The organism is Pedobacter sp. 05T44 (assembly GCF_056395985.1).
This window is the reverse complement of sequence record NZ_JBFTKO010000044.1, coordinates 1-697: the sequence shown is the minus strand read 5'-3', so window position 1 is coordinate 697 and position 697 is coordinate 1. Positions and strand designations below refer to the sequence as shown.

2 pseudogenes are annotated in these 697 nt (G+C 37.0%); both read left to right on the top strand.

Features of this window, described 5'->3' with window-relative positions:
• Positions 1 to 420, top strand: a pseudogene (locus AC1DDK_RS26135) (transketolase); the annotation flags it as partial.
• Positions 421 to 534: 114 nt separating this feature from the next.
• Positions 535 to 678: pseudogene (locus tag AC1DDK_RS26130) on the top strand (transketolase family protein); the annotation flags it as partial.
• Positions 679 to 697 lie beyond the last annotated feature (19 nt).

The following is a 697-nucleotide window of genomic DNA, read 5'->3' as shown; positions in this document are numbered from 1 at the left end:
GTTGTATATTCTTTACATGGTGATGGAGAGTTACAGGAAGGTCAAAATTGGGAAGCGATTATGTATGCTCCTTTTAATAAAGTAGATAACCTGATCTCTTCGGTTGATTATAACGGACAGCAAATTGATGGTCCTACTGAAAAAGTATTATCTCTTGAAAATCTACAGGCAAAATTTGAAGCTTTTGGATGGCATGTGATCAATTCTGATGGCAACGACATKGATTCTATAGTTAAKGCATTGCATTATGCTAAATCACTATTAGGAAAAGGTAAGCCAATCTTGAATTTAATGAGCACCCAAATGGGTGCAGGTGTTGATTTCATGATGGGATCGCATAAATGGCATGGTGTTGCGCCAAACGACGAGCAACTTGCACTAGCTCTTGCCCAATTACCAAGTACGCTAAAAGATTATTAAATAGCTTTTAATGAAACCCTGCGTAGCAAGCTTGAACACCATTAACTAAAAATAGAAAACTCGTGAAAACCTGCGCAGCAAGCTTGAACACAGTTAAACAAAAATAGAAAACTCGTGAAAAAATATACATACACTGAAAAAAAAGATACCCGCTCTGGTTTTGGAGCAGGATTACTTGAAGCAGGTAAAAAAAATCCTGAAGTAGTTGCACTATGCGCAGACTTAGTGGGCTCTTTAAAAATGGATGCCTTTATTAAAGGCCTTTATTAAAGAATTC